Origin of the sequence: Paenibacillus sp. V4I7, from assembly GCF_030817275.1 — a bacterium.
GTDB lineage: Bacteria > Bacillota > Bacilli > Paenibacillales > NBRC-103111 > Paenibacillus_E.
In genome coordinates, this window is the sequence record NZ_JAUSZD010000002.1 from 4,512,553 (window position 1) to 4,535,997 (window position 23,445).

The following is a 23,445-nucleotide window of genomic DNA, read 5'->3' on the forward strand; positions in this document are numbered from 1 at the left end:
ATCTAAATTGACACTCAGAATCTTCCAATTATAGCACATACGTTCGTGTATTGTCTATTAGAAAAAAACAAGCCTATTCCGCGAGTAACCACGGATTAAGCTTGCTTCCCTAGTGCATTATTTGCTGGATGATTAATGAGAAACTAATACGGTTGCTGTTTGGGCCGTTGTGTTTCCCGCTACGTCAAAAGCCGTGTAGGTGATGGTGTATATTCGCCCATTCCCTTTACCTGATCTCTCTGCACGCAGCATAAATTCCGTATCCAATGTGCCGATTTCCGCTCCTTGAATGTCAACTGACGTGTCTCCGTCGCCTAACCCATTATCAGGCTCGTTGCTTGTAATGGATGTAAGTAAGATGGAGGAGGTTCCAGAGTGGCCGTCATCTGCACTAATCGTTGCTTTCACGGGAATCATTTGGTGATTTGGCGGCAACAATGCAGATTGATCCAGAACCAGATGTAAGGTCGGTGCCGTTTTGTCAATTTTTACGATAACTGTATGTGGAGCTTCAGTATTACCTTTTGTGTCAACGCTCCAGTAAGAGATAGTGTGCGTGCCCTCTTCTGTAAGGATAACGGAAGTGCCTTGCTGCTCTGCACCGCCATCCACCGTGTAGTAAGTGCCTGCTACGCCGGATCCGCTGTCACTAACTGTTAGCGTTACCGTTACGTCTTTGTTCACCCAGCCCTCAGGCGCATCATCGGTAGTCACCGGTGGTAACACAGGTGCTGGCTCGTTCACAATCGTAAGATGCGGCGTAGCCGGTTCCACCATGCCAACTCCAAGATAGAAGCTTGTATGAGGCGGTTGGTTATAACCAGTATTTTGCCAAGCGACCCCTAAGCGGTAAATCGGATCATGCATTAGCGTACGCAGCTTTGTATTGGTCATAGTACTCGTCGTATAAATGCGCAGCTCTGAACTGTCTGTATTTCGCCACACGATTTCTTCTCGCCAATCTCCAAACAGGTCGGCTTGCAGGTTCGGCGTTGCTTTTGTGCTGTTGTTGGACAACGCCCCATCAGCCGTAAACAACCGGTTGGTCGTTTGATTCACAAAGTCCCACTTATCAACATGGTTGTAATCTAGAAGCTCACGGTTCAGGTCGCCATCCCACCAGATGCCGAAGTTCGTTGAACTTGGAATGGTCGTGCTGATCAATTCGCCTTTCGCGCTGTAAAGACCGGAGATCGGAATATGCTGCGCATTCGTTATTGTTGCAGACCATACCTCTTCACCCAAATAGTTCGGATCGATGTCCGCCGACATGCCGCGTCCGGTATCCATCCCTGTCCACACGCCCCAAAGAATTTCGCCCGTTTTCGCATCCCGGAAGTCCATACCATAAGGAGAATCCAGATGCTCATGAACATTAAAGTACTCTAGCCCCGGTCTGGATGGATCTAGGTCCCCAAGATGCTGTGCATCCCCGTGACCGAGTCCTGTGTTATATAGCGGCGTACCATCGTCATCGATGGCCATGGCCCCGAACGTGATCTCATCCTTGCCGTCGCCATCTACGTCGCCGATGGACAAGTTATGATCTCCTTGGGCTGTATAAGCTGCGCCAAGACCTTCATCATTCGTATCGAAACGCCATTTTTTCGTCAATACACCATTTTTGAAATCGTAGGCAACAATCACCGTTCTTGTATAATAGCCTCGGCTAAAAATCAAGCTCGGATGCTCACCGTCGAGGTAAGCAACTGCTGCAAGGAAACGGTCCACCCGATTACCATAAGCGTCGCCCCAATCCGAAACGACTCCGCGAGGCGGATCGTAATTCGTCGTTGCGATTGCTTGGCCGGTTAAACCATTAAAGACAGTTAAATATTCAGGTCCCTCCAGCACATAACCACTGCTGTTCCGGTGATCGGCCGTTGCGTCACCAATAGCCATACCTGTTCCGTCAATCGTGCCATTGGCTGTTTTGAATGTGACTTCCGCTTTGCCGTCGCCATCCAGGTCATAAACCTGGAACTGCGTGTAGTGCGCTCCAGCGCGAATGTTTGGTCCAAGGTCGATACGCCACAGGCGAGTACCGTCCAACTTGTAGGCATCGACATAAACGTTGCCGGTATATCCAGCCTGGGAGTTATCTTTGGCGTTAGACGGATCCCACTTTACGATCAACTCGTACGTGCCGTCGCCATCCACATCGCCGACACTAGTGTCGTTCGCACTGTAGGTATAGGCTTCTCCGGATTTCGTGATGCCGCCCTCCGGCTTCTGGAGCGGTATGGCCATATAATTGTTTTGCCATACAGATGCTTCTTTCGAAGCCACCTTCTCACTGCCGCCGATAACAGTTTTCAGTAGATACACAGATGTATCCGTTCCCGCTTCATCCAGCAGATTTGTTGCTCCTGTGATCGGTTCTGCATTTACTTTGACACCGCTGCGGTACAGATTGAATGCGATGTTAGACGGATCTGTGCCAAGCATTTTCCAGCCTACATAAACACCATTATCTTGTTTAACCGCTACAAGCGCGCGATCGAGATATTCGGCTTGCCGATTCAGTACGGTTACGACTGGCGTTGCCAGTGTTTCGGACTGACCGGATACTCCGCCTGCACTTACGGCTGAAACCTTGTAATAGTAAGGAATTGTCGTAAGTACTGTCGTATCTGTGTAGCTGGATTGACTTGCTTTGCCAATCAACTCGTAGGGACCACCACTTGCCTCAGCACGGTAAATGTTATACGTTTTTGCTCCAGTAACTGCATCCCAGCTAAGGGTGAGATCATTCTTATTCACGCTCACCGCTTGAATATTGACAGGTATAGCAGGTATAGGAACATTTGGATCAATCATGGATACGGTGAGAGATGTGGATGGACCGGTTTCCGTTGAGGCCAAGTCCACTGTCGTCACTTGGTATACGTATTCCATCCCCACATCAACAGTGTTATCAACGTAAGCGTTCGTCGTTGTGCTTCCAATCAATTGGAATTTTGACGTACCGCTTACCTTGCGATAAACATTATATTTCGCGACGTCCTCTACCCCGGTCCACGAAAGGGAAACGGAAGGGCTTTCCGGATCTGTGTTCTTCGCATCGATTTTCAGAGCTGTCGGCGCCATTAAAATCGGTGTAATTTCCAAACCGTTTACAATCGCCGTCGCACCGCCGAACTTGAAGTTCATTTGTCCATCGCTAACGGAAGTCTGTGAAATAATTTTTTCAACGACGGACCTGTTGCCCGCTGTAACGGTCCCAAAATCCGTCCCTTCGATGGCAACGGTCGTTCTTGCACTACCCAGATAATCGCCAACGTAAAGTTTAACGGAATAAAGACCATTCGGCAGATCCACCATGAATTCCCAACCGACATTGAAATAGCCGAGCCAATCCCGGTGGAGGTCCGTACCAGTCGCACGATCACGGCCAATCATTCCTGTTGGGTCCTTGATGCCATAGCCTTTTGCTGCTGTGTATGTGCTGGAAAGATTAATGCCAGTATAACCAACTTGAACTGGAGAGGTAGCCAAGCCGAAGTCAAACTTGATCGTCGCGTGCTTCGTTTTGATGACGACGACATCTGACTGCTCAGACTCCCCTTTGCCGTTAACTGCTGTAACAACTACATCATAGGTTAGCCCTTCCGTCATACCTTGAATCGTAGTCGTCGGAACTGTCGACGTACCCACTAAGACGTAAGTGGTGTCTGATGCTAACTTTCTATAAATCTTATAAATATCCGCACCTTCTACTTCGTGCCATGTCAATACTGCGCCTGCGTTGCTCACACTGCTTGCCACTACACCGATTGGCTTCGATGGAACTGAAGCAGGCGGTGCAACATCCGTGACATAGGCGGAAAGTGGAATGTTCAGATCTTTAATCCCGCCTGACAGAAGACGCGCGATTTGGATTGCGCCATATTCCTGGAAGTGCGTATCGTCCGCATTACCGCTTGGAAAGGCGGTGTAGGTACCTACGGGTACATGGAGGAAAACAGCAAGCGTTCCGATTGGACCGATGGTGTCATAGTACGCACGACTTAATGCGCTGAGATCCGCGAGCTTTACATCCATTTCTAGCGCCAGTTCCTTCATCGCAGCTACATATGTCGGGAAGCTGACATTGAATATACCGGTTGTTGCGTTAAAGTCCCTACGGCCGACAGGCGTTACCAAAATCGGTATAGCGCCACGCTGCCTAGCGCCATTGATATACGTCTTCAGATAGTTTTTATAATCCTCGGGAGATGCATACCGTTCTGGAACGGAGATTGTCGCATCATTATGACCGAATTGGATCAAGAAGTAGTCATTCGGCTTGATCGCCCGCAAAATGTTATCCAAACGGCCTTCCGTGAGGAACGTTTTGCTGCTGCGGCCCCCGATAGACTGGTTGCTGAAGGTTATGTTGGAAGTAAAGTAGCGGGAAATCATCTGCCCCCAACCGGCTTGAGGCTTCCAATAGGAATCGTAGGTCTGTACCGTAGAATCCCCTGCGATATACACCGTTGGCATTTCTCCAGCCACCCGATCCACTTGCTTTGAAATAACAAGCCCATTAATTTTGGGCGCGGACCCCGAGAAGCTGATATTCAACTGACCATCAACTAGGGCGACTTCAAATGTCTGTTCCAAATACTCACCAGCTGCCTTAGGTGTGAGCGCAATTTTGTTCGCCGTCATTCCTTCTACGGAAACAGCCACTTCTGTTGCCGCGTGTGCATCACCTGCCGTAACCGTAACAGCGTAATCCCCGTTTGGCAGATCCACGTTGAAGGAGGTACCAGCCGGCATTAGGTAATCGGATTTCAATGGATCCGATGTGCCGCTGTTACCAGAGCTGACGAGCGAAGGATTGGCGAATCCGTATTTCAGCTGGGCTGAGTAGGCCACTGGAGTCGTTATGCCGAAATAGCCGTCAGCTATGGCCCCAGGACCGAAGTCTAATTTCAACGGCAATCCGGACGGAAGCTCATTAGGAGCAACATATACCGTGCTTGCTGCCACGCCCGAGGCTTCAGACACCCCTGCCGCATTCGTTGCTTTTACCTGATAGTAGTGAACTGCCGATGTGTCGGCCGTGGAATCTGTGTACGTTGTCGATGTTACCATGCCGAGCTCGGTGTAAATTCCAGCAGCAGAATTCGAACGGAATACCGTATAACCCGTTGCTCCATTCGATGCTGACCATTGCAAGGACACTTTGTCCGAAGTGACACCGCTTACAATTAAGTTGGCAGGAGCAGCCGGAATTGCAACTGTCTGTTTCACTTCCGCCGTTACCGGGGTGCTTGCTGCAGATTCAAGACCACCTGCACCCAGAGCAGTTACTTGATAGGAATATGTATTTCCTACAGAAACTGCCGTATCGGTGTAAGAATTTATCATCACTTGTTTGATAAAATCATAATTCGTGACGCTATTCGTCGCTCGGTACACGTTGTAATAGACCGAATCCGTTACGCTGCTCCATCCGAGTGATACGGAGGCTGCACCTGGAGTGGAATTAATGTTTGTAACAGCGAGTGATTGAGGAGCCGAAGGAGCCGTCGCCGCTGGTACCTGTTCAATGACAAGGCCGTTCAAATAGCCAGCTCCTGTGCCGCTGTAGCCTGTAGAGATGCCAACTGTTAATTGACCGTCAGTTACCGTGGTGCTGTAGGTCGCTTGTGCAATAGCTACCTTCGTTGAAATCGTTCCTTTCGTCGCCCCTTCGAGAGCAACCGTCGTTTTCGTTGTTGACGTACCTGCAAGCAGATCGCCCGAATAAATCGTCACGTTATAATTGCCGTTCGGCACGTCAGCTAAGAATGTGAAGGGCGTTCCCAAAATAAAATCGTTCGTCAAATCCGTGCCGCCTGATCGATTTCTTGAGGCTCCTGCAGGCAGCGCTGTTTCAAGCCCATATCCCCGTTCCTGCGTGTAGGTCATCTGATCATGAACTTGATTATAGTTTGTCATGACCGGACTGCTCGCTGAACCGAAATCAAATTTCTTTACAAACGCCTCTGCTGCATGAGCAGTAGATTCACCATATGGCAGAGTTGGGAGCATATTGTAGGAAACCATGAGACCACACAATAGGGATGTTACTATTCGACGTGCATTCATCTTCATTATACGGAGTCCTCGCCTTCTATGTTTTTCCTTCTTCTATCATGTCTGTTCACGTTGTGTAACGTCACACCTCCATTCCATTAGGAATGTTTTCCTCTTCACATCATAGATGGTTTGTTTCTTCTTTCCCATGTAAAAAAACGTTCTTTTTGTTTAAAAAACAGTTATTTTGAATGCGCTTCCAAAGAGAGTCCTAACAAAAAAGAACATGGCTTCACAAACAAGCCATGTCCTTCTTACTATGCCTTAAGCAAGATTAATTTCTTTTATCAGTTCGAGTGGTATCTTAGGCTTCCGATCTTCTGTAAGCAATCCGTTGACTTCCTGTTGAACATCGGTTATTTGCGTATAACAATATCCACTAATGTAATCCGTATCTTTAATCGCTTGTGTAATGTTCCTAAAGCGCTCGATAAAGGCTTCCTCATTTTCAACCTGATTCCCATAGCCCCACCCTTTCCCTGTATTAAAAGCGATACCTCCGAATTCAGTGATCATAATCGGTTGGCCACGATAGGCGTATCCTTGGGCCATGGCGTATTTCCCGTTATTGAATGAGAATTCATTGTTCAGGAGTCCATCTTTGTCTATATAACGCTTTAAGAATGCAGAGCCTTTCTCCTCATAATCATGTAATGTCAAGATGTCAGAAACGGTGTGCTCCCAGCCATCATTTACGATAACAGGCCGATGCGGGTCTAGTGATTTGGTCAAGTGATAGATGCTTTCCGTAAACTTTTGTTGTCTCACGTTGGTGTAAATTTGTGCGATCCCCCATGATTCATTAAAAGGTACCCATGTCACAATACTAGGGTGATTGTACTGCTGGCGGACAATCTCCACCCATTCCGATGTGAACGTATCAATAGCCTCATCGTTAAACTCAAAAGTTGCCGCCATTTCGGACCAGACCAGCACACCTTTCACATCACACCAGTAAAGGAATCGGGCATCTTCAATCTTCATATGCTTCCTTACCCCGTTGTAACCCATAGCTAAAATTGCATCAATGTCTTCAATCAACGCCTCCTCCGATGGCGGAGTCAAGTGACTGTCTGGCCAGTAGCCCTGGTCGAGAATAAGACGTTGATATATCGGCGTATTGTTGAGGAGCACTTTTCCTTTTTCAATCGAAATTTTTCTCATACCGAAGTAAGAGTATACATGATCAATGATGATATCATCTTCATAAAGGATAAATTCCACATCGTATAAGTTTGGGTTTTGCGGTGACCATGCTAGTTTCTTCCAAGGCCCATTCGCCTCATGTAATAAATTCATATCCAGTTGGAGCCATGGGCGATCGATAACCAGACTCGATTGCTTAAGAACTTTATCCTTCAAGCTAATCCGAGTTTCCAGACGAAGTTGTTTCGATTTGGCAGCCATGTGAGCCTGATATTCAAAGCGAACTGAATAATTATCGAGATCAGGCGTCATCTTAACAGATTTTAAATACGAGGCCGCTACAAACTCTACCCACACACTTTGCCAAATCCCTGTTGTCTGCACATAAAAGCACTCAAAATTATCATCAACCCATCGCTGCTTGCCTCTTGGCTGTGTGCAGCTTTGTGAGTCTTCCGCTTTCAACACGAGGGTATTGGATTCGCCAAATCTAAGATACGGTGTAATGTCAAAAGAAAAAGCAGTGTATCCCCCTTGATGTTGTCCGACCATAGTTCCATTAACCCATAGCTTGGCTAAATAATCTACGGCCTGAAAATGAAGGATAACACGGTTCCCTTCTTGCTCCTTCGGGATATCCAAAGCACGCTCATACCACACATTCGGATGAAACTTCTCTTCTCCAATCCCACTCGCCTTCGTTTCGTACGTGAATGGAACTGTTATTTTGTGATCTCCGTTAAGCTGTTTATACCATTTTTCTTTTTCCCCTACATAATCATCGTCAAAACGAAAATCCCATTCCCCGTTCAAATTGAGCCAAGAATCACGAACGAATTGAGGTCTTGGATAATCTTTGATATACATCTTAGTTGTCATAACTACACTCCTCTATCTTCTCTGTATTTACAACTACGCATTTCATTTCGAAACAGAAACTTTATGAAAAATAATATCGGAATGGTTGGAAAGTAGACCGATTTTCCCATGTGTATAAGCTTTCGGATCATGATAATCGAGAACAGGATCCGTTGATCCGTTCCAATATACACGTATTCGATTGCCGGTAACCTGAACGTTCATTCGATAGCTCGTATCTTTTTGAATCGTTAGAGGCACGGTTTTCAAAATCTCCTGTTTTCCGTAATTCACTTTTTTCAACGAAAGTCCGTCTTGGTTCACAGACGCATAATAACCTGTGAAGGCATCTTGCACTTGATGCGGATAGTAAGATTCATGAACAGATCTGATCAGCAAGCCTGCATCGCTTGTCGGTATCGTGGGGAAATGGAACTCCGCATCCATCCGGTAATCCGTCCAGTCTTCACTTCCCGCGAATGTTTTTATATATTCATGAGAGCGAGTTTCATAACCGCCATCTACAGGAATCCACATGCCCACCATACCCTTAGGCACATTGTCTATTGGGGAGAACGCTTCATCACCCGGATAGAACGTCATCGTCTTGAACGAAAGCGAACCTTGGACAACTTTGATTTTCAGGTTTGCGTAGCCTTGTTTCAATACCATACTCCCGATGCGTGTTTGTTCCCAAGTTTGATCCGCTTTGTTCCGCTTTGGTACGATAAACCGCTTCTTTTCTGCTCCAGCAGCTATTTCTATCGTTGTCTCCGCATCCGATGGCAGCATATCCAAATCTATGCCGTAGGTTCCTGCCTGCTTCACCTGTATAGGGTACTGCAGCCAATCTCCGGCCTTCGGCAAAACAGCTGCCATACTGCCATCATCCGCTGCAATTCCTCGATGCTCATTGGCTAAGGAATCTGAATAGCCACGGTTCTTATCTTTCAAATAATGTACTGCTTCGATACTCCCTGGGATAGGTTTGAAGGTTTCATAATCACTGCTTCCACCCGCATCATTGCTATAAGCCGTAAACAACATAGCAGGAGCGGACTTCGATGCAGAAGCATAGATGTAACCAATTTTACCTCCGGCACTCTGCCTATCTACCTCTAGCTTATGCATATTGTCCCAATAAACCTGAATCTTGCCATTTACACTTGTTACCCGAATCGTATGCAGTTTTGTTAGGTCCGTTTCCTTTGGGATTTGAGCTTTACCCACAAGGACCATCTTACCCTTATTAACCCGCTGTACGATGAGCTCATGACTTTGCGAATCCACGTCCGTAAACATAAAATTTCGCTCATTCTCGTATGCAAATACAACGCCTATATGGGAAGAGCTTTCGTCAGTCGACAATGCGTGGAAATTATACTCAGCTGTAAATGCCTGTTCCGTTTTAGAGTCACTCACGACAATCGTTTTATCACGCAATTGCTCTTGTTTCCAACCAGCCGTACTTCCGGGAACTACTTCTTTGGCCGAAAAGTCAGGCATTTTGGCAACAGGACGGGCCATTGCGAAGGTAGGACCGAGTAGAGACATACGATCCCCATTAAACTGCAAACGGTCGATATTAAGCTTGCGTACAGGCGGGCCTGACGTCGATGCGCCTTCCAGATTGTGATACACCAAATAATAGGAATCCAGATCGGGCCCTAGAACAGTAGAACTGTGACCTAGTCCATTAAATTCATCGTCCGTGCTGATCACGAATGGATTGTTTTCCAGCGTCCGATAAGGACCTAAGGGGCCTTGGTCTGAAATCGAATATTGCATTCGATAACCTGTGCTGAAGACATGATTACCGGTATAGGTAATTAGGTATTTCCCTTCTCTTTTCCAGATCGATGAGCCTTCTGTCCAGTGCTGCAAATAGGCTTCCGGGATCAGCTTATCGGGGCCAAACGTATAAGGATCTGACATTTCGTTAGCCATAATGCCTCGATTGGAAGCATGTGTAAAGTACCATTTCCCATCGTCATCAATAAATACAGAGCCATCGATCGACATCCCCAGATTATCCGTTTGGACCGTAAAAGGGCCTGTGGGACTCTGGCTGCGGAGCACATAATGACCGCCGCCTCCCGGTGAGGTGTACATGTAGAAGTAACCGTTCCAGTAGACAACCTCCGGCGCATACGCCCCTTTTGTTATTAGCTCCTCGGTAACGAGTCCTTCCGGCTTCCAATTCACTAAATCCGCAGAACTCCACGCTTTTACTCCAATTTGATCATCCTGGGTACTGCAGTACAAATAGTACATACCGTTGTAACGAAGAACGAATGGATCGCCAATACCATAATCCTCCCACTCTTCAGCTAACTCCATGGGATTACTATAAGTGGGAACTTGACGCCAACGTTCGAGTTCCATTCCCTTAGGTCCCTCTCCCTGACATGAGGTTAGAAAAACCCCAAAACATATCGTCACCATTACGCTCACCAATCTCTTCAATGATTTACACCTTCCGATTTCAAAGCGAACTTCGCACCCAATTTAGTCCTTATCGTGATTCGAATGAAAAAGCTAATCAGCAGAAGAACACCAATATCAAACCAAAAACTCTCCAGCGTGCTTAATAAAAGCTGCTCCTGATTGTGTTTTAACGTAAAAATCATGATATTGCTCAGAAGCAGATAGAGCAGCACATTTTGACCTAAGACTCGTAAAAAGCTCGTATATTTCATACTAGTAACCAACACTTTCGCAGCTAGGAAGTACACATACAATAAGAAAGCGGAGCTTAAAATCCAATAGATGGATGGTGGAAATCGTTCAGGAAGCCCCTGTTTCGCTAGTACGTATGTGACGAATATGCCGGAAGCAGCTAAGGAACCTACGAAAAATCTCCAGCTCCAACCCAGCTTGTAGCGTGCGGCATACATCCCAATCAAGTAGTAGGGAAAATATTGCACTACGGGAAAAGAAGCAAACTTTCTTGTGCCAATCAATAGCCCTAACTGATTCACAGTCACTTTGTCATAAGGGAGATACGTAGTAATTAGCAGTAAAACGGCGACCATCCAAAATTTAAACTTTCGCTCAACCAACCAAGTTAATGGCTTAAATAATACCAACCCGACCAACATGATAAGTGAAAAAGAAATCAGAAACTCCGACCAACCAGGAATATCTTGAAGAATCAGAATAGGCTTGATTGTGCTCCATGTTAGGGACTTTGAATCTAAAAACAAGCGATAATAAGTACCTGAAATATAAAAAGCAATTAGCGTTTTCAACGCGGTTGACAGCATTCTTCCGTATACTGCTTTGAACGGTTTATTGTAATAGGCTAATTGGCCAACGTAACCGAAACTAAATACGAAACCTGTAAACGTGACAATATTAACAACATCGATCACTCGTTGTGCTCCCGTAAAGACCACGGGATTGCTGAAAAATTGCAAGATATGACAGTACACCATCCCGATGACCAATAACCCTTTAAAGATGTCGATGCTGTAATCTCTTTCTTTATTCATGGATTACCCCTTTATACCCGAGAAGCTCAGACCTTTTACAATTTGCCGCTCGAAGAACAAGAACGCGACCATGACAGGAATAGATGCTACCGAGTTAATGGCCATAGGTCTTACATAATCTTCCGAGTACTGTGTCATAAGGGTGGGAATCCCCATCGGCAGTGTAAATAATTCTTCTGAAGTAATCGCAATGAAAGGCCATAGGAAGTTGTTCCACTGAGCAATAAACGTAAGAATTACAATGGAAGCCAAGGCAGGCTTAGCAAGCGGCATTACAATGCTGGCGTAAATCCTTAACTTGCTTCCCCCATCCATCTCAGCGCTTTCCAGCAGCTCATTGGGAACCGCGTCAAAAAAGCTTTTCAATACAACAACTGCGAATGGAGAAGCCACCGCCGGTAAAATTAATCCTTGATAAGAATCTAACAGCCCTAGTTCCTTCACGACCTGATAAAGCGAAATCAGAATCGCTTCGCCTGGGATCAATAGACCAGCCAAGATCAAGACGAACATGAACTTTTGATAACGGAACTTAATTTTGGACAAGGCGAATGCACTCAGAGAAGAAACCAACAGCGTTAGCATTGTAACGGCACTAGCAATCACAAGAGAGTTGAACATCCACCTTACCAGTGACGTTTCTTGAAAAATATACGCGTATGCATCAAAGGTGTAAGGCGGTTTATACCAATCCAGTACACCTGTAATCTTCATACCTTCATCTTTAATAGAAACAATTAGCATCCATGAGATGGGAACAAGAAAAAACAGGGCAAGAAGCACTGATAATGATAAGCGAAGAGCCCGCATCTTAGACCGCCTCCTTCTTCGTACTCATTCTCAATTGGATCAACGACAAGACAAGGAGTATGGCAAATAGCGCATACGACATGGTAGCTGCATAACCCATATGGTTGTTTTTGATGCCTTCCTCGTAAATATACTGAATAATTGGCCGTGTATCTGTACCCGGTCCGCCGCGAGTAATGATGTAAATTTGCAAAAACACTTTATACGAAGCAATAATTTGAAGCAGTAATATCGTTTTTGTAATAGGACCTAATAATGGAAGCGTCATTCGAAAAAACATTTGTCTTTCCGAAGCGCCGTCGAGTCTCCCGGCTTCATAAATATCATCTGGAATATCCTGCATAGCCGATAAGTACAGAATCATGTTAACCCCAACAGTCCACCAAAGTGTAATGGCCGTAATGGCAATCCAGGCAAGAGATGATTCAGTCAACCAAAATATCTCTTGATCTACCGAAAGAATACCAACTAATTTAAGTAAATTATTCAGAAAGCCTGTGTAAGGCTGTATAACAAAAAGACCTACATACGAAACGACAGATACAGATAATACACTCGGCAAGAAAAAGACGCTGCGGAAAAATTTCTGAAGTCTCGTTTTTTGATTGGCAATGACCGCGAGCAGTAGAGCAAATATAAGCATGCTAGGCGTAGATAAGATAACAAAGTACGTTGAGTTCCAGAGCGCACGCCAAAAATTTGCATCCTGTACCATAGCGATATAATTATTAAGGCCAACAAAATCCATCTTTTTAATTAGCGTCCAGTCGTACAGACTCATCTGCAGTCCTTTGATCATCGGGAATAACGTAAACACGGAGTATAAGGCAAGAAAAGGCAAAAGAAATAGAAAAGCCAGGATGTCCAGCCGCCACTGCTTTGTTTTCGTTTGTGACCGGACGGTGACCGATTTTTTATTCAAATCAATTTCATTTGTACTCATGTAGTATCGCACCTCTCTTTCTTGAAAGTAACAAGCTTGAAGTAGGATACTCCAAGCTTGTTATCTAGTTTAATAGCATTTATTTAGAGAGCAATGTTTTTAACTCACCATCAATCTTCTTAAACACAGCATCCGTCGGGGTTTTATTCAACCAAATTTCATCCAAATATTTTTTCAAAACATCATTCTTAGGCCATGTTTTATCTGATACCTTAGGGAATACCACATCACCAGCTACACTTGCATAGTCACTGCGGTATTTAAGAGCTTTGTATTCTGCTGTATCGAAAACAGATTTGTTGGCAGGAATGTGTCCTGCTTTTGCCCAAACTTGGCCGCCTTTTTCAGCAACATAGTTGGCAAACGTCAATGCAGCTTCGCGCTTCTTAGGATCTTCCTTCGCGGTCACTGGTAAGATGATGGTGTGGGAATCTCCCCATGTTTTCGAATTTCCAAAGATATTAGGAATTGGCATAGCACCGAAATCAAGATCTTTGGTCGTTTCCCAAATTCCTGTAGCCCACACGCCTGTCATCATGATGGCACCCTTGCCGCTTTGGAACGTTTTGTAAAAGTCAGGATCCTGCGGTTTAATTACTTTACTTGTATAATATAAGTCCTTGATATAGTTTGCCGCTTTAATTGCCTTATCCGTATCAATCGCAGGTGTTTTGCCGTCATCCGAAATAACATCATTTCCGCCTTGTTGGGAATAGAGCGCCCACCATAAGCGGTATGGATCATCCGCATTATTAGAAAAAGCGAATGGTGTTACATCTTTAGGAAGCTTATCTTTCAGCGTTGTTAAGAATTTGACGAAGCCATCAGCACCTGATTCAATTGTAGGTTTGCCATCAGTGCCCAGCACTCCAGCTGTTTGTAAATGCTTCTTATTGTAGTACATGATGAAAGGATGCGTATCGATCGGTACCGCATAATGCTTTCCATTCACTGTAGCGGAACTCAAAATATTGCTGTTATAGTTATCCCAGTTGAGATTAATGGCCTTACCAGTCGTATCTAGTTCAGTTACTACTCCCGCTTTAATTAGTTCAGGTAATTTGGATGTATGGGAAACCCCGATATCCGGACCTTTTCCACCAGACACACCAGTCAAGAGCTTGGTGTAATATTCTGCCCACTCCAATTTGACGTTCTTGATTGAAATATTATCCTGCGATTTATTAAAAGAACTAATGATCTGATCCATGTACTCGCCATCGCCGCCCCCAAACAGCGTCCAGAATACAAGCTCTGTTTTCTTGCCTCCGGTATTTTCCGGTTTCGTCGTCTCTGCTGCCTTTTCAGTGCTGATCGGAGTTGCGCTTGAACCACCGTTACTTGAGCAACCTACCAATAGGGATACTAACATTGTGGCGCCTAGCATTGACGTTAAACCTTTTTTTGTTTTCAATTCAATCGCTCCCTTTTTAATTTGGAAGATACAAAACAATAATTTTGTATTACAACCATTTTTCTGTATCTTATTGAAAATAATAACGCTTACATACGGTTATGTCAACGTTTATTTTAATATTATTGTACGTAATGGCAATTTTCATCTTATTATTACATTTTTTTTGTACAAAAAGATAGGTCAACACAGTTTTGTTGTTTGTATGACCTTATTCCCCATCATTTAAATCGTATAGAACACTTTCATGACGATCCCTTGTTCATAATCCCCAAATTTGTTACCGAATAAGTTAATACCGCCCTTATGTGTCGCATCATCTTTCACTCCTAATCTTAAATCGATGAAGCTATTATTTCCAAGCACTAATTGATGCAAATTGACGGAAGACACTTGAACATTATCAATAGCGGTCATAGTACCATCTACACTCAACGTTTTTAGCAATCCAAACTGGGTCGAAATTTCTTGCCACCATCCTGGATTTAACTTCCCTTTTCGCCCTCCGAAATCGCCAGGCGAGGTCCATGTTCCCACATCGACCCCGTTCACCCAAAACGAAATATCAGATGGCCAGTTGTTATCATAATTTGGAGCTTCTGAGCAGATTTCAAAACTGAACTGGACGGATTGAATTTTAGCACCTTTCGGAAGTTCCAACGGAAAACGGTAATCAACGAATCCTTTGCGGAACCAGATGATTTGTGCAGAAAAGCGATCGGGATGAAAGAAGCCGGCAGGCGAATCTTCCTGAATAATCATTTTCTCCGTATTGGCCATCCCACAGGTAGGCGACACCTGGCAATTCGTAAAGTATCCGATGGGCATTTCGATCTCATAGCAGTTTTTATCCGGCTGTACATGATAGAACTGTGAATTTAATATGATATGAATGTCATGGTAAGTTCGCGTACATACTTTCATAGCTCCGCGTGTCGCCGGCAGCAGCTCGGTTTCAATGAGTCGAGCCTTTTCTAGTATCTTCACATTGGAAGCTGCGGTGGATACAGGAATCTGAAGTGCGTCAGCAATTTCATTTATATTCAACTTCTTTGTATTTAACAGTTGGATGATGTTGACCCTTAAATCAGTAGATAATGCATGGGCTACAAGAACAAGCTCATCTGGATTTTCTATATTTAACTCTAGCATCGAATTCACTCCCGAATTTTTGTATGAATGCATATATCATATAATAAATGGAGGTATACGTCCATGGATGCATATTCATGAAATATATAGCATTAAAAAAACCAGTCCGAACACTGAAAAAAGTGTTGACTGGCTTTTTTTATTTCACACAGCGGAAACCGATGTTTCCTGTAGAACTATCCGGCGTATTTTTGCTTCTTGCCGCTACCCGGTAGCGATTACAGTAAGACTTATGACATAGATAAGATCCCCCGCGAAGCACTCGGTTATCACCAGATGACGGACCGAGCGGGTTAACTTTGGAGCTATTCAGATGATATGTCGGGCTGAACCAATCCGCGCACCATTCCCACACGTTGCCAGATACGTTATACAACCCGTATCCGTTCGGCTCAAACGAATTCACTGGTGCTGTTCCTGCAAATCCATCGCTTTGATTGTTTTTATCCGGAAACTTTCCCTGCCAAATGTTACAGCGGTGAACACCTCCCGGCTTTAATTCGTCTCCCCATGGATATCGTTTCTGTTCCAGCCCGCCGCGAGCGGCATATTCCCACTCCGCTTCCGTTGGCAACCGCTTTCCCGCCCACCGGCAGTATGCCGTCGCGTCATTCCAGGAGACGTGGATAACCGGATGATTCAGACGCTCTTCAATGCTGGAATCCGGCCCCTCCGGATGCCTCCAATCAGAGCCTTCCACTACCAACCACCAGGGTGTATGCTGCACTTTGATTTTCACCTTCGCGGCTGTTTCCGGAGAAACAAACAGATGGAACACAAACGACCAACCGAATTTCTCCGCTTCAGTAACATACCCGGTAGCTTCGACGAATGTGTGAAATTCTGCATTCGTAACGGCACACGGATCGATATAGAAGGAGCTGATCTCTACTGTACGGATAGGTCCTTCGCCATCCGCAGGAAAACCTTCCCCATCATCCGTCCCCATCAGAAAAGAGCCGCCCGGCAAATAAATCATGTTATCTTTAGACGTTCTAGCAGTTATATCCAACGCGCCGGATTTCCGTTCAAGCTTACCCACTTTCACGAAACCTGTTTCTATCTGGTTTCTTCCTGCACCGCAGCAGGATGGTTTGGAAGAAGTATGTTCTGACATCCCCTATGCCTCACTTTCTATTTATGCGTGCCAAATGCGTGGCATGGGCATCGATTCTTTTCCCAACTCCGCCCAAGCGTATTTCAAAAGCAATTCGGATTTAAGTGCAGCATGCTGCGGCTCATCCCAAAGGTTATTAAGCTCTCCAGGATCCTCTTGAAGGTCGAAAATTTCACCGTAGGTTTGATTATAGTATACCGTGATTTTATACCGTTCATCGACATACGTCTTCTGATGAATGGTCGTTGGCTCGTGCCGAAACTCACAAACAGTATGATTTCTGGCTTCCGGTTGTGTACCGAGCCAGACACCGCTTTGATCCACCCCTGTCATTACTGGAGGAATCGGAATACCGGAAAGCGACAGGAAGGTGGGCGCAAGGTCGACAAGCGATTGAATCGCCGGGGAAACACGGCCTTCCGGGACGTGGGCGGGATAACGGACAATAAAGGGCAGCTTGATCAAATCTTCATAGTGAAAGCCGCCCTTGTACTGCAGCCCATGCTGACCAAAGAAGTGCCCATGGTCCGTCGTAAACACGACAATCGTGTTGTCTGCAAGACCAAGCTCATCCAGCTTATTGAGAATTTTGCCGATATATTTGTCCATACAACTGATCATTCCGTAATAAGTCGCAACCAGTTTTTTACGTTCGTCCGGGGATTGCAGAGAATGAGATTGGTAGCCGTGAATCCCTTGGCCGGTTTCGCGCCATGCGGAGAAATCAGGATTCTCCTCCTGTGTCATCCGGAAGTGCGGCGGATTCCGGTCATGCTCTCCTGGGGTGACCACTGGTATCGTAAGCTGGTCCGGATCATACATCGTATCCCAAGGCTCCGGCACGAGATAATCCGGATGCGGATCGAAGAAGCTCGACCATAAGAAAAATGGCTCGTTATTCTCCTTGTACTGCTCGAGCATAGCATTTGACCTTTCAGCGATCCAAGTATTGTAGTGAAACTCTTCCGGTATCGGCCATTTGTGCATAATGCTTTTATCCATTGTGCCGGTTGGGGGGAGAAAATAATCACGCCAATTCTTGCAGCCCTTCTCCTCCATCCAAATGGCATAATGCTGGCCTACATGTGCTTCATTTGTATGATTTCGGGCTAACTCCACATGGTCAAAGCCATAGAAAGGCCCCGTAAATTTTCTCCAGATATCCAAATCCTGAAGTAGCGGGTATGCTTCAAGCGAAGGATACTCATCTGTACCGCGCAGGGGTTGAAAGTGAGCCTTACCGATCAAAGCTGTTTGAAAACCGCTCTTGTTGAAATCCTCTCCTACGGTATGCCGATCTTCCAGCAGCTTAGTGCCGAGTGTCCACGCCCCGTGTTGACTCGGATACATGCCGGTAATGATCGACGATCGGGTCGGAGTACAGGTCGGATTCGGACAATATGCTCTCGTAAACGTCGTCCCTTCCCTAACCAATCGGTCCAGATTAGGGGTATGGATTTCCTCGTTAAACGCTCCTATTGTATTCCAATGCTGCTGGTCGCTGGTGATAAGCAAAATGTTGGGTCTGGTCAAAATCTTCAGCTCCTTTAATATACATATAATTCTTTGTATAAATGGTATACTAAACTTTACGATCTGAAAATAACAAGATGATTTGACTTGTCATTTTGTCTTCAAAATTCAAAAAAAGGTGATGTGTATGCAGGAATACGCTCATGAATACGCCGATATCTGGTATGCCCTTCCTACCCCGCTGCAGACCTCAGGAGGCTGCTGGATTGTGAGGGCAGGCCGAAACAGGGCCAAGCCTCATTATGAAGTCGGACCGAAAATCATTCGTCAATTCGGATTTCATCTTGTGCTGAGTGGTACCCTAAAAGTGTCGGAAGGCAAAGTGGAGGTCGTTCTGGAAAAAGGCGACGTATTCTGTCTCTTTCCGGGCCGCTCCTATTCGTACCGCTCCTTATCAGAGGACAAGTCGCCGCTTCAAATGGCTTGGCTGGCAGTGGATGGACCCCAGGCTTCATTGCTGCTTGCTGAAGCAGGGCTTTCGCCGGAATCGTTCTTTGGCAGACAATTGATGGACCATCGGGTGTGGGGAACGCTTCGCCTAATTTTCCAGGGCTATGAAACAGAGAATTTGGACCCGTTGAAGGAACAAAGCTTGTTAATGGAACTTTTTTGGAGATTGAAGAAGCAGTCGTCGCTGTCAGTAAAAAAAGATCCGAAACGCCATTGGCTAGTAAGAGTAAAAGACTACTTGGAACTCCACAGTACCGAGCAAATAACGATCGAAACGGCTGCCAAGTACGCTGGAGTTCATCGTTCGCATCTGTATGCTTCCTTCATGGAAGCATACGGCTGTTCCCCCATGCAGTACCTGCAGCAGCTTCGAATGGAAAGAGGCGCTCAGTTGCTCAAGGAAAGCCGTCTTGCGGTAACTGAAATCGCACTTTCCCTCGGTTATCCTGATTTGTATTCGTTCAGCCGGGCATTTACGAAATATTACGGGTTATCCCCGAAAACATTCCGTGGTTAGGGAGCGAACCTCGTAAAATGACAAGAATAATCACCTTCTCCTGTGCAGATAGGCCACAGAAGAGGGTGATTATGTTGTTTATTCCGCCGGATTCGGCGTCACTATGAAGTTATCGATTAAGCTTTCACTGTTGAAGCTTCTAACCCCTATTTTGCCATGCGTGAAAACCGTCCCGCTCTGATCCGTGTAATCAATTAGGGGTTTTTCCATGTCCCCAACATAAACCTTGATCCTAGTGCCGCTCGTAACTACCTTCATATGCTGCCAATTCCCAACCGTGCCTGCTAGTGCCGTTCCGGTCAAGTACTGGAAGTTATAATTGAATTTGCCCAGATGCACGCCATCTGTGGTCAGGTATGCGATGTAGCCCTGAAGGAAATCGTTTCTGTTCTGCCCCAATAACGTTCCGTCAGCGGGATTGTTTACACGAAAAATGATGCCTGCGTTACCTCCCGCTTGCGTATTTGCGCCCAACTTGATATCCGTCTCCACGATATAGTCCGACCAGCTGCTGTCACCGAGAACCGATTTCGGATACCCTTTCGGCTGCGATTTGTATACGCCTTGTTTAGGAACGATCGGGTCATTGTGGAAACGGAAGCTGTAAAAGTCGAACTCGCCGGTTACAATTTCCACCTTGATGGTGTGATTGCCTGCGGGAAGGGTAACTCCTTCTTTCGTTACCGTCATCCATTCATGAAAGCCGCTGGTGTTTGGAACATTGATAATACCTGTAAGGTCGGTTGTATCATCAAGCCAAAGTCTGACTTGACTGCCAGCCATGCCTGTAGCTACTCGCAAATCCAGCTTGTATGAACCTGCTTCGGCGACATTCACATTGTATTTCATCCATTCACCGGTCTGGTTCCAACCCGTCGTGAACCCTTCCGGGAGCATACGGATATCGACGGCATCGGTACGGAATAGACGACCAATATTGTCCGGTGTGTTGTCATGGTACGCGACCCCTTCCCCTCCATTCATGTAATCCACGGCAAGAACGGTCCCGGGAAGCATCTGGGATTCATTTAAAGTATTAAACGAGAGACTAGCGAAATCATATTCGCCCTGGACGATTTCAACCTTAATGGTATGGTCACCTTCCGGAAGCGTTAAGTCTCCAAGCTTGACGTTTCTCCAGTTATTCCATCCTCCGGTATTGGGAATATCAACGACCCCAGTTAAATCGATCGTATCATCAAGCCATAACCGGACTTTCCCGCCGTCAAGCCCCGTTGCGATCCGGGCACTGACGTCATAGGCAGCGGGCTTGGCAACGCTCACGTTATACTTCAACCACTCGCCGGTCTGGTTCCAACCGACGTTCCAGCCACCTTTCGGATTGACGCGAATGTCAACCGCATCCTTGCGATATTGGCCGCCGATATTCGTTGACGTATTGTCATGGAAACCGACACCCTCGCCACCTGTGTTATAATGAACGGCTTCGACAACGCCCGGAATTGATTTGGGTACGTCGAAGGAAACGAACTTCAGCCTCGCGAAGTCATACTCGCCTTTAACCGTTTCGAAGGTAATCGCATGCCGGCCCTCCGGCAAATAGACGCCTTCGGTTACGGTTGTCTGCCAATTGTTCCAGCCCCCGGTACTCGGAATATTGATCGCACCGGTCAGATCCGTATAATCGTCCAGCCATATACGCGCTTGATTATCGTTGAACGTGGTTGCTGCCGTTACTTCGATCTTATACATTCCCGCGCGTTTCACGTCGATGTTGTATTTGAGCCATTCGCCAGCCTGGTTCCATCCGACGTTAAGACTGTTGAAATTATTGTTCGTACGGATATCGACGGAATCGCCTCGATAGGCACCGCCGATGTTTTCAGACGTATTATCATGGTAGGCTATACCTTCACCGCCCGTATTGTAGAAAGGCGCTTCGATGATACCCGGGACCGGCTTGGGAATGTCAAACGGAGTTGCTTCCCCGGTATCTACCCGCCAGCCCTGTTCGAATTTCATCCAGTCAGAATCGTTGCCGTCATTGAAATCATCGGATAGGGGGATCGCTGCAGCGGAGCGGCCCAACTTCAGAGAGGCAACATCAAGCGCCCCCCCGACGGCTATCACTTTGAGCTTATGCAGCCCTTGCGGAAGCTTGATATCCTTTATCACCAGATTGTTCCATTGATCCGCACCGCCTGTCGAAGGAAGCCGTACCATGTCCGTCAGTTCGGTTGATTCATCGAGTTCAAGCTTCACTCGCGCATCGGCTGCTGCGGCATACCTGATTACGACATCATAGGTACCCGCTTCGGATACATTTACGTTATATGACAAATTCCCCTTATTGAACAATGCGACATGGTAACCGCCATCCGGATCTTCGGCGATTTTGGATTGATCGGCATTGCCATCGGACTTGCCATTTCCATTTGGGTTGAAATGAACGGCCTGGATCTCGCCGGGAATCGGCTTGTAAGCGGCGTTGGCGCTGTTTCCGCCCACCTTATTGCTAAACGCGACATATCCGAAATCCGCATGGGCATCCGTTGTCGTGTAACCGATCTTGCCCTTGCCAAGACGTTCGACGGGACGGGTTTGTTTCAACATGCCGTCTACATGGATGCGATAGTCGGAGCCCTCCTTCTCCACACGGATCTGATGCCATTTCGTATAATTATAGCCATCTGGAAGAGGAGTAGTTACCCGGTCTGTATCCTTGCCCTCCACGCGGAACACGGTCTCCAAACGATTTTGTTTGGGGTTAAGCACGGCAATACCATAATTGTTCTCATTCGTGTAGGAGAATACTGCACCCATCAGCGGGTTCGCACTGTTCCCCTTATCTGATTGCTTCAGGTTGAACTCCGCCGTGAAGTTGTCATCCGTCGCTTTCTGGGATAGAAGTTTATGAGATTGTTCCGGTTCACCCATTGCATCTTGATACAATGTACTACCGTCCCGGATTCCCCAATTTCCTCCGCCTACAACCCTCCAATCATCACCCAGTCCATTTCTTTGGAACCGGTCACTGAACTCAGGCATTGCCGGGTCGGGCTGTTCGGATGTCGTGGGACCCAGCACGAGCAACTTATCCCCGTTCCATACGATTCGGTCCAGGTTCAGATTTCGCCCCGGTTTGGCATGACTGTGGTATACCATATAATCGGAGTCCAGATCGGGACCACGAACAATGGAGTTATGCCCAAGCCCGACATGGTCTCCTTCCGTATCGAGAAGAATCGGGTTCTGGGATGCGGCTGGCACGAAACCCGTAACCGGATTCGTGCTGCTTGCATAATCCACCCTATATGCATCGCTCCATATGTGGTTTCCGGTATATGTCATATAGTATTTTCCATTGCGTTTGATTAACGTCGGACCCTCGGTCCAACCCTTCATCACGGCTCCCGTATTCACTTTCTCTCCGAACGTATACGGATCGGACATCGGACGAACGTCGATATTGCCATTGCCCGTGCTGTAGAAGTACCATTGTCCGTCATCGTCAATGAATACGTGCCCGTCAATGCCATTTACCTTGTTGCCCGTTTGGGCTGTGAAGGGACCTGTAGGACTTGAGCTCTTCAGCACGCGATGACCTCGCTGCGTGGTACCGTCATCCCGAAGCAGAGCCGTATACATGTAAAAATCGCCGTTCCAGTAAACAACCTCAGGGGCATAGGCTCCCATAGTAACAGGTTCCTCAGCGCACAGTCCGCGATATTCCCAATGCAACAGGTCTTCCGACGACCAAACCTTCACACCCGGCTTATCGTCTACCGTACTGGTGTATAGATAGTAGACTCCGTTAAATTTCAGGATGAACGGATCGCCTTCCCCATAAAAATTCCCGTTTTCCCAACGCCATGAGTCCGGAACGATTTGCGGATTGCTGTAAGAGAATCCTGATGCAGGAAAAGAAAAGAGTAAGACAAAAGCAAGCAGTCCCATCAACCATTTTTTCATTTATAATCA

12 protein-coding genes are annotated in these 23,445 nt (G+C 46.4%); 1 reads left to right on the plus strand and 11 read right to left on the minus strand.

Going from position 1 to position 23,445, the window contains the following annotated elements:
- Positions 1-132 precede the first annotated feature (132 nt).
- The 10 genes from QFZ80_RS21805 to QFZ80_RS21850 all read right to left on the minus strand — a co-directional run bounded on the left by QFZ80_RS21805 (position 133) and on the right by QFZ80_RS21850 (position 18,539).
- Positions 133-6,087: a rhamnogalacturonan lyase family protein gene (locus tag QFZ80_RS21805; RefSeq protein ID WP_307560958.1), complete on the minus strand. Its 5,955-nt coding sequence runs from the start codon at positions 6,085-6,087 to the stop codon at positions 133-135.
- A gap of 246 nt (positions 6,088-6,333) precedes the next feature.
- A complete protein-coding gene (locus tag QFZ80_RS21810; protein ID WP_307554221.1) occupies positions 6,334-8,094 on the minus strand; it encodes a glycoside hydrolase family 2 protein in 1,761 nt (586 codons plus the stop codon).
- Between the two features lie 42 nt (positions 8,095-8,136).
- The gene (locus tag QFZ80_RS21815) at positions 8,137-10,458 is read right to left on the minus strand and encodes a family 43 glycosylhydrolase (RefSeq protein ID WP_307560960.1); all 2,322 of its coding nucleotides are present in this window, start codon (positions 10,456-10,458) and stop codon (positions 8,137-8,139) included.
- A 77-nt stretch (positions 10,459-10,535) separates the two neighbouring features.
- Positions 10,536-11,567, minus strand: coding sequence for an acyltransferase family protein (locus QFZ80_RS21820; RefSeq protein WP_307560962.1), 1,032 nt, complete (start codon positions 11,565-11,567; stop codon positions 10,536-10,538).
- 3 nt (positions 11,568-11,570) lie between these two features.
- Positions 11,571-12,377: a carbohydrate ABC transporter permease gene (locus QFZ80_RS21825; RefSeq protein WP_307560964.1), complete on the minus strand. Its 807-nt coding sequence runs from the start codon at positions 12,375-12,377 to the stop codon at positions 11,571-11,573.
- Between the two features lies 1 nt (position 12,378).
- Complete coding sequence (locus QFZ80_RS21830) at positions 12,379-13,320, minus strand: carbohydrate ABC transporter permease (protein WP_307560966.1); 942 nt, start codon at positions 13,318-13,320, stop codon at positions 12,379-12,381.
- 79 nt (positions 13,321-13,399) lie between these two features.
- Positions 13,400-14,734: an ABC transporter substrate-binding protein gene (locus tag QFZ80_RS21835; RefSeq protein ID WP_307554212.1), complete on the minus strand. Its 1,335-nt coding sequence runs from the start codon at positions 14,732-14,734 to the stop codon at positions 13,400-13,402.
- A 225-nt stretch (positions 14,735-14,959) separates the two neighbouring features.
- A complete protein-coding gene (locus QFZ80_RS21840) occupies positions 14,960-15,886 on the minus strand; it encodes an ArsR/SmtB family transcription factor (protein WP_307560968.1) in 927 nt (308 codons plus the stop codon).
- 139 nt (positions 15,887-16,025) lie between these two features.
- Positions 16,026-17,003, minus strand: coding sequence for a formylglycine-generating enzyme family protein (locus QFZ80_RS21845; protein WP_307560970.1), 978 nt, complete (start codon positions 17,001-17,003; stop codon positions 16,026-16,028).
- Between the two features lie 21 nt (positions 17,004-17,024).
- Positions 17,025-18,539 carry a sulfatase family protein gene (locus tag QFZ80_RS21850; protein WP_307564186.1) on the minus strand — a complete coding sequence of 505 codons (1,515 nt, stop codon included), beginning with the start codon at positions 18,537-18,539 and terminating at the stop codon, positions 17,025-17,027.
- A gap of 124 nt (positions 18,540-18,663) precedes the next feature.
- Between QFZ80_RS21850 and QFZ80_RS21855 the strand changes: the two genes are divergently transcribed.
- A complete protein-coding gene (locus tag QFZ80_RS21855) occupies positions 18,664-19,503 on the plus strand; it encodes an AraC family transcriptional regulator (RefSeq protein WP_307554206.1) in 840 nt (279 codons plus the stop codon).
- A 78-nt stretch (positions 19,504-19,581) separates the two neighbouring features.
- Here the strand turns inward: QFZ80_RS21855 and QFZ80_RS21860 are convergent, their stop codons facing one another.
- Entirely contained in the window at positions 19,582-23,436 is a 3,855-nt protein-coding gene (locus tag QFZ80_RS21860; RefSeq protein ID WP_307560972.1) for a carbohydrate-binding protein, read from the minus strand.
- Positions 23,437-23,445 lie beyond the last annotated feature (9 nt).